This is a genomic window from bacterium (assembly GCA_030690305.1).
Classification (GTDB): domain Bacteria; phylum Patescibacteriota; class Minisyncoccia; order Phycocordibacterales; family JAGLPS01; genus JBBUCK01.
On sequence record JAUYHB010000007.1, the window covers coordinates 26,082 to 34,581 of the forward strand.

At 47.9% G+C, this 8,500-nt stretch carries 4 protein-coding genes; all 4 read right to left on the reverse strand.

All coding sequences use genetic code 11. From position 1 onward, the window contains the following. Position 1: 1 nt before the first annotated feature. Positions 2 to 2,158, reverse strand: coding sequence for a LamG domain-containing protein (locus Q8O71_01055; GenBank protein ID MDP2704970.1), 2,157 nt, complete (start codon positions 2,156 to 2,158; stop codon positions 2 to 4). Then, positions 2,155 to 2,697: a hypothetical protein gene (locus Q8O71_01060; GenBank protein ID MDP2704971.1), complete on the reverse strand. Its 543-nt coding sequence runs from the start codon at positions 2,695 to 2,697 to the stop codon at positions 2,155 to 2,157. Before Q8O71_01060 ends, Q8O71_01055 begins: the two co-directional genes overlap by 4 nt. 25 nt (positions 2,698 to 2,722) lie before the next feature. Continuing rightward, positions 2,723 to 4,114 carry a DNRLRE domain-containing protein gene (locus Q8O71_01065; protein MDP2704972.1) on the reverse strand — a complete coding sequence of 464 codons (1,392 nt, stop codon included), beginning with the start codon at positions 4,112 to 4,114 and terminating at the stop codon, positions 2,723 to 2,725. 2 nt (positions 4,115 to 4,116) lie between these two features. Further along, the coding region (locus Q8O71_01070; protein ID MDP2704973.1) for a DUF5011 domain-containing protein at positions 4,117 to 8,500 on the reverse strand (4,384 nt) is incomplete at its 5' end.

The following is an 8,500-nucleotide window of genomic DNA, read 5'->3' on the forward strand; positions in this document are numbered from 1 at the left end:
ATTACCGTCCCATATTATACAATTGCAATACCTCGGAAGCAGTGAGTGCTTTGTTATATATCCGAACTTCGTCGATGGCACCCTTATAATAATCAGAGTCAACATCAATTGGACGACCGATGCTTGTTTTAGCCGGAGCAGCTGTACGATTAAGGTTTGCCGATACATTTATAACCAATTGACCGTTGCGATAACCTTGCAGTGTGGTTCCATTCGATGTATATACCACATTGTCCCATATTCCTGGTCCACTTGCGGCAATCTGTGTATCGGCGGCTACACCAGTAGGATAGGCGTTCTTAAAAATATTCCAGTAGCCGTCCTGAAATCCTAGAATTATTGATCGACTATCAGTACCCAATGCTTGACCATAATCTATAAGATACTGATTCACCGTAGTACCCGCAGGTTTGGCCCATAATGAGATTGTAACACCTCCATTTGTGCCCCCGGAAAAGACCGAATTGATGACATAGTCATTTATCCCATCAAACTGCAATGCCTGACCGACCTTCCCGATAGTTTTTGCCGACGATGTCGCACCTCCAAAAAATCCCCCGTGGTTTCCGTTCCCCGACATATCAAGCACTTGGTTTGTGGTTATGTCCGCCCCGTTAAACGTCCAGAAACCTTTAAGATTGCCCTGCTGGAGTTGCGTCTGTGAGGAGTTGACCGCCACTCCCAACTGATATAAAGATTTGACTTCGCTTGCTGAAAGTGCGCGGTTGTATACTCGGACTTCGTCAATCTTGCCGTCAAAAAAAGTATTCGGGCCACCTCCCGAACCGAGGTTTCTTGCACCGATAGTAAACGGTTGCCCGGAAAAATTCATACCGCCATCACTTTTTGTCGTAGCGGCGGGGTGTGCAGTGTCTTCCCCGTCAACATAAATAATGTTCTGCCCGTCGGCGTCGTGCACGGCGACAATGTGATACCAGCGGCGGGTAGCCAAAGACGCAGAGGATGTAACCGTGTCATAATCGGCAGTGCCCACCGCGTCACCCACATACATTTGGGGAGTGGTAACGGTTGTGCCAAGACCGAGAGTAATTTGCATCAATGAACCGTTGGCATCATTGTCATATGCTCCTATGATATTTTCCTCGCCGGTCGGTGAGTCGTCCAGATACACCCAAGTAGAAATGGTCATATCGGTAAGGGACGGACCAAAACTTGTCTTAATATAATCATCCGCTCCGTCAAAGCTTAATGCTTGGCCGGTTTTCCCGACAGTTTTTGCCGTTGATGTTGCCCCATTGATGAATCCCCCGTGGTTACCGTTGACTGACACGTCGAGAACTTGATTCGCGGTAATGCCTCCCCCATCAAACGACCACATTGCAAGGAGACCGTTGGTTAGAAAATAATTTTTTGAAGCGTTGATTTTTGCAATGCGGGCTTCATAAATCGCTTTAATTTCTGCGGCGGAAAGAATACGGTTATAAACGCGGATTTCATCAATACGCCCGTCGAACTCATTTGTCCCACAGCTAATTCCAATATGCAGGTTATTCGCTGAATCGTTATCGGGAGAACTGGCAGGCGTGTTGGTTTCCGAAACCGCTACCGATGCCCCGTTGTAATAAAGAGAAGGGTTGTTGCTCGACGAACCGCTATTATAGGTCACAGCCACATGTTGGAATGTCGCGCCGAACGAGAGCACGTCACTGGTAGTTCTCCACCGACCAACACCACCTGTCCACTGGTAAGAAAAAGCAAAACGACTTGTCGTATCAAGGGCAAGCCTCCACCCATCAGCACCACATCCATATTTGTTAACAATGTTCCCCGCACTGCTATCCCCCAAATCATCGGGGGCAATCCATGCCATAACGGTTATTTGCCGAATGTTATCAAGGGAAGTTCCACTACCGGCGCTGACACAGGAACTACCGGAACAGCTGTTGTTTACCTGCTGAAAATCAAAAGCATTGTTTACTTTCCCGGTGGTCCAAGCACCCCATGTTCCCGTAAATACAGCATTGTTTCCGTTGCCGGAATAGTCATTCGCTCTTGTTCCTGTTCCCTCGTCGAATGACCAGTAGCCGACAAGGCCAAGGTTGTTTGGTGGTCTAATAATTCCCGCAGCGTATACAACGCACGTCTGAAGGCTAAGAAGTGCGAGAAGTATGAAAATTTTTGTAACAGATCTAATCATTTTTTAAACTCCACGGTCTTTATGATATCGCGAATCCAAGTATCAAGAGAGGCATACGTGGTAACTTCAAACAGGTACCCCCCATGGAGCCACCAAATTTCTCTTGTTTTTCCTAAAATTGGAGCTTCGCTTATAAACGTTGCCGCAAGAAAATCTTCTCTGATATTTTCTTCTTTTAAGTCAGTCACCGGCCCTGATGCGTCATAAAGAATGCGGTCACCGGTAATGGTGCTCTCTTCGTAGGGAGTGATGTATATCTGAAAACTTGTCTTTACGTCATCCGGTTTTTGAAAAACAATCGTGTGAGCACCGTTTTTTTCCTCAAATTCTTCAAATATGAGTCCCTGCGGGTAGCGAAAGGAAAAATCATATTGCTCATTTGTGTACAAAACATTTTCATTCGGCTTGCCTTCACCTATTACTTTTAAGCGTGAGATGTTGCTGCCCAGGCCGCCTTGGCCCACTAATATGTATGTTCCCCCAGCCCCAAGGGTTAAACCAAGTATGAATACTGTTAATATGTATCGTGTATTTTTCATGCCTTTCCCTCTTTACTTCGTAACTCTAATTAATGATAAGCCGTCCGGACAGTAAAATGAGCCTGCCGAAACGCAGAACACGCGGCTCCCCAACTGACGCCGATGTCGGTATTGTGTAGCTAACCGCCAATTTTGGTCGCTTAGTGGTCGTGGCATAATACTTGCTTCGGCCTCTTGTGTTGCCGCTTGAATCCTGTATCCATATGCCATTGTTTGGCTTGGTTCCATCAACCCAATCTTGAACTAAGTCAGCAAGAGCCGACCCCGTAATATCTTGCTGAAACTCTCCATATCCGGATTGTCCTGCGGTGACATTAAAACTGCCCAAGGAACTACTTAGGACGGTTGAGAGATCGCCGGTACTTCCCGACCATCGTGTATCGGTAGTATCATCAATAAATTTGTAGTTAGCCCCGGTATTGTAGGTATAACCGTCAGAGCCCATATCGACCCATGGGCCTCTGCTATCGGGGTCGGTCAAATATCCCCAGTAGTTCGTAGCGTTGTTATAACTTTCGTATAACCAGAGACTTATTCTGGCACTGCTTATTATTGCATTAGAGGGTATGGTTGAAATGTCCCAAGAAAAAAGGTTGTTGCGACCGTCGCGCAGATAAATTATGCTGGTTTCCTGATAATTATCTGACCAGGAAACCGTCCATAAGTTTTCACTACCTGAATAACCCGCAACCCCTTCTTGGAAAGACGCGTCTATAGCAGAGGGGTCCTTTGCCCATGACGCAACAATACTGGAAGCCCGGTTGTACTGCGTAGAAGCAGTTACTTGATATTGCTTGTTTGTCTGAGTACTTGTTTCAACTCCAGAAGCTCCTGCAAACGGTGCGCCACCGGTTATTGTGTTAAAGTCTTCCCGTTCGGTAAGCGGTGAGGTCCATGAACCCCAGGTTCCGGTGTTTCCGTTACAAGCTCCCATAACAACCAAACCGTCTGCGGGGGTATCTATTGAGGCTTCGGTCGTGGTAAGGTTAACGCCGTCAAAATCGGTTCCGTAGTCATTTTGTCCTGATTGGCTTACTCCGGTAAATGACTGGGCAATAATTCCACATTCTGCTCCTGAACAACCGCTGGTAATTGTGACATTTACCGTGCCCGAGGAGCTTCCTAAATCGTCATCATCGCAATAAAAAAGCGTCTGGTAGCTACCACCTCCACTTGAGTTAACCCCCTCAACGACTTGCGTACAGCTTTTGCTGTCAACCGTAACAGCCGGATTGATATCTGTTGCTATTTCGTCACATATACCCACAGTAACCAGACGGTCACCTGTTTGAGAACCGATATCGAGAGTGATAGTTGTTGCCGCTCCGAAATTTGAATCAACAAAATAGATTGCCGCCGAAGAAACGGTGGGTATTAGAAAGAAAGTTAATATAATAAATAGGTATGATACTTTCATAATTAATTGGTGCTTGTGGAAGTTGCGGTTACCGGTGGTTCGGGTTCCGGAAGAGCTTCAACAATTACCTCCCTCACGGCTTCAAGCGCCTGATTTCCTGCCACATCGGTAACATTGTACGTTACTTGATAACTGCCCGGTGTATTTGTGTCGACCAGATTTGCCGTAACAATAGAAGCACTAATGTCGCCGTCCACGTCATCGTTTGCGGTCGCTCCCTCATCTATATATGTATCCCCTTCCGTAACAGTAACCGAACCTGCTCCAATAAGACTAATTATCGGCGCTGTCGTGTCCGTAACTTCCGGTTCGGGTGTCGCTTCGTCTCCTACAATAACAGTCCGATCGGCTGTTGCAGTGTTTCCGGCATCATCGGTCGCGGTATATGTAATCGTGTGTGTGCCGGCAACCGATGTGTCGATTGAAACGCTCGTGGTAATTACACCATTAAGGTATATATATGTAGTTGTGTTTTCGTCCTGGTCATCGGTAATTACCGCTCCAAGGTCGGCATATGAGGAGCCCACGGCTATTTCTGCCGGATTATTACCTTGAATCACGATAGTGGGAGGAGTGACGTCGGAGATTCCTTGCCCACCGCTTTCCGATCCGGTGCCTCCGGATTGATTAGAACCGGATGACCCGTTCTGCGAGGCAGCTGTTCCGGCAAGTAGTCCGTCCAGTTGTTCCTTCGTGACACACGTCTCTCCATTATCGTCAGAAATACACAGCGTGTCGGTATGAACTTCTTGGGCAAACAATTTGCCGATGCCATTTGCTGCATTCGCAAGCCATTGAGTAACACGTGAGAACATGTTGGAGAAGAAGCTTTCTGTAAAAGATTGTGATTCCGAAGTTGTGGTGGCTGTTGTTGAGGCAAGGGTTTCAAGATTGAGATTCAATTCCTGTATCGCCTGAACAGTAAGACCGGTGATTCGCTCAAAGTGGAGGGTAAGCGGCACGCCGTTATAGTCGTAGTCAACAAGTCTCGGGTCGACAAGCTCGACTTCTTCGGCAATCAAACCGACAGCCGCCGAATTTTCTCTCGGAGATGTATATTCTTTTTTGTAGTCAAATGACACGACATGGAGTTTTGACAGAGTATCTAGCGCTTCTCCTGTTTCTAGAGTCACAACATTTTCCTTGAATCGTATTGAGGAAGGCGTACATGTACCTCCACCCGCATCGGTTATGTCGTCACCCGACGTGATACATACCGCATTTCCCGTTCCGGACGAGGTAAGGCCATCGAAAGAAACCGTTCCGGAAACAGAAAGTGTGCGCCACGGGCTAGAAGTTCCGATACCAAAGACAGCAGGACCTCTCGGGTCAAGAGAGAGTGCGGTTGATGTTGCGCTTAATGAATCTGTCGAGGTACCGATACGAAAGACACCGTCTATGTTTGAGAGCAGAACATGTTTTCTATCAGTTGTGGCGTTACTGTCAGTAAGGGCAAGGTACGGAGTCGATGAAGCAATTTGGAGACCCCAATTTGGTGTTGTCGTACCAATACCAACGTTACCACCACCACTAACAGTTAGTTGTGCGGTGTCATTTGTTCCGATTCTTAAATCCGCATTCGCCGACGATATCAAAAATGCCACATTAGGATCATCTGAGCCACTTCCGCCAAGTTCAATTCCAAATTCTGCAAAACTGTCGTTAACAACACGGACAGCGGTATATTCCGTGCTGTCTGTGCTTTGAATTTCAATATCAGCATCTCCGGTTCCTATGATTTGAAGTATTTCCTCCGGTGCCAGTGTGCCAATTCCTACAAAGCCACTCGAATAATCAACCGCAAAGGTGGAACCATCAACAATGAGCCCCCCCGCAAACGTCGACGTTGCCGTTGTCGACGTCGCATGAAAGTATGGAGCGGCGATTTGTCTCCAGACTTCAAGACCACCTGCGAAGGTTGAAGTGCCCGTACTCGTTATTTTTAGAGCCGATGAAGTGGCGGCTGAAACCTGTGAGAAGATGTTGGTGCCGTAGGTAAACTCAAGTTCGCTTCCTCCACCTCCGCCCGTTGCATCCGTGCCGCAATAGAAATCACCTGACGTGGTTGCTTTAACATCACAATCTGCAGAGGTCATGGTGGAAACTTGGAGACCTCCGGAATTAATACGAAGACCCGCAAGTGTTGAAGTTGCAGAAGCATTGAGACGTGTTGTTTCAACTCCAGCGCTAAATGTTGAAGATGCTGTTGGACTGTTTTGAATGCTAATGGTACCGTCGGTTGAAAAAATTCCACCATCTGAAAGGAAAATTGAGCCTGAGCCTGTCTGAAGGGTGCCTTTTACCCACAAGTTTGAAGAAAAAGTGGATGTAGCATTCGCCCCTGTACCCAGCACATCAATGAATCCCTTAAAGGTTGAGGTTGCGGTTGTCGAGGTCGCAGTAAAGTATTGAGCAACCGCTTCTCCGACAACACTTAATTTTGCATATGGGGAGGTGGTACCAATGCCGACGTTGCCGGCATTGGTAATGGCAAAGAGTGTGGAAGAGGCGGTATTGGTAACGTTAAATACAGGAGCTGTTGTGGTTGCGCTCCAGACGGTGAGAGTGGCTGATGGAGAAGTTGTTCCAATCCCAACACGCCCATTTTGGATTCCCCCGACGCCATCAGATTGGGCATAGACGGTAAGTAACGGGTTTCCATCGATTTGTGCCGTGTAGCTTTCAACGGTACCGGCGGACGCGGAGGAAGTGACCGGCATATCTATCCATGAAAGTATCCCGGCATCCGTGTCAAAAGAGAGAGCTCCAAGATTTAAGTTTGTAACACTTGTAACACCGCTTGAAAAATCGTATTGAAGAGCACCGCTACCGACATCAAATCCCCCCGCCAAAGTTGACGTCGCTGTGGTAGAGGTCGCGGTAAAATTTCGTGCAACCACTTCTCCAACAACAGAAAGTTTGGCGTATGGAGAGGTCGTGCCGATTCCTATGTTGCCCGCACTTGTAATTGTCATCCGTGTTTGAAGTGTTGTTGACCCTGAAGGTACCGTTTGAAAAGCCAAGTATGTCGGGAAAGAGGAGGCATCCCATGTTCCTTCGGCCGCAGCCAGAATTCTTGCTCCAGATTCAACTGTGTTCGAGGCATCGTATGCTCCGCCGAAACTGACAAATCCCAGCCTGTCATCCAAAACATTGGCCGCACCGTCATCGGAATAAAGATATGCACCCGCTCCACCTCCGGCTCCACTCGCTTCACTACTGATAACTTCCAATGCGTAACTGTCATTGGTGTATATGCCGAGGCCAGCCGCGGAGGTTCCGTCCCCTATGTCAACCCAGCCGGTGGCATAAATCGTAAGACGCGATGTAATATCATTTGCTATTGTCCCACTATAACTGGCAATGCTCCCGATATTAAAAGTTGAACCGGCAGCACCAACAGTCCAGGCGGGACGGGCTGCAGACATCACACCACCGGTATCGTAGTACACGGTAAGAGCGTCTTCATTTTCTATCTGTTGTATAGCTCGGGGACTGGTAGTGCCGATGCCTATAAACCCTGTATTTTTTATCGCAAGAGCGGCACCGGTGCTACCGTTGAAAGGAGTTGGGCTGATGTAAAAAAGGTCGCCACCAGCATCATCTCCTGTCCCCGTAACTCCCAATTCAAATTGGTCTTCGGCTCCTTGCTGGAAAACCATATATGAATATCCCGCAGTACTGCCGGCACGAACACGAAGCGAGGTGTCGGATCCTGATTCGGCGCTTACTCTAAAGACACTGGTGGAAGCAATTTTTGCATCAATAAGGTCGCCGTCATAACCGGTGAGAGCATCCAGTGCAATGAGGGGTGATGACGTATCATTGCCGGCAACAGAAAGTTTCGCCCAGGGAGACGTGGTTCCAATACCAACATTTCCCCCTCTATCAAACGTAGCTATAGCCGAGCTGTTGGAATAGTTGCTGATATTTAATCTTCCGCCACTGAAGGCATTGGCTGAGCCGTCATATTTAAGCGCGATACCATTGGCATCATCGGTTTCCAAAAGTTCAATTGAAGAACTTGAACCATCCGCTCTTCCGGTCAGTCGCAGAGTTGCCCCCGTACCCGTTACGATATGCAAATTGGCTGAAGGAGAAGTGGTTCCAATGCCGACTTTGTTTGTAGAATAATCAACCGCAAAGGTGGAACCATCAACAATGAGCCCCCCCGCAAACGTCGACGTTGCCGTTGTCGACGTCGCATGAAAGTACGGAGCGGCGATTTGCCTCCAGACTTCCAAACCTCCGGCAAAGGTTGAGGTGCCTGTTGATGTGATTTGCAAAGCGGAAGAGGTGGCGGCTGATACTTGAGAGAAGATGTTTGTGCCGTAGGTGAATTCAAGGTCTCCGCCACCTCCACCTGTCGCATCCGCCGCACAATCC

Excerpts from the sequence above, each read along its gene's own strand:
- Q8O71_01060 (MDP2704971.1), bottom strand. The coding sequence starts at position 2,697 with ATGAAAAATACACGATACATATTAACAGTATTCATACTTGGTTTAACC.
- Q8O71_01055 (MDP2704970.1), bottom strand. The coding sequence starts at position 2,158 with ATGATTAGATCTGTTACAAAAATTTTCATACTTCTCGCACTTCTTAGC.
- Q8O71_01065 (MDP2704972.1), bottom strand. The coding sequence starts at position 4,114 with ATGAAAGTATCATACCTATTTATTATATTAACTTTCTTTCTAATACCC.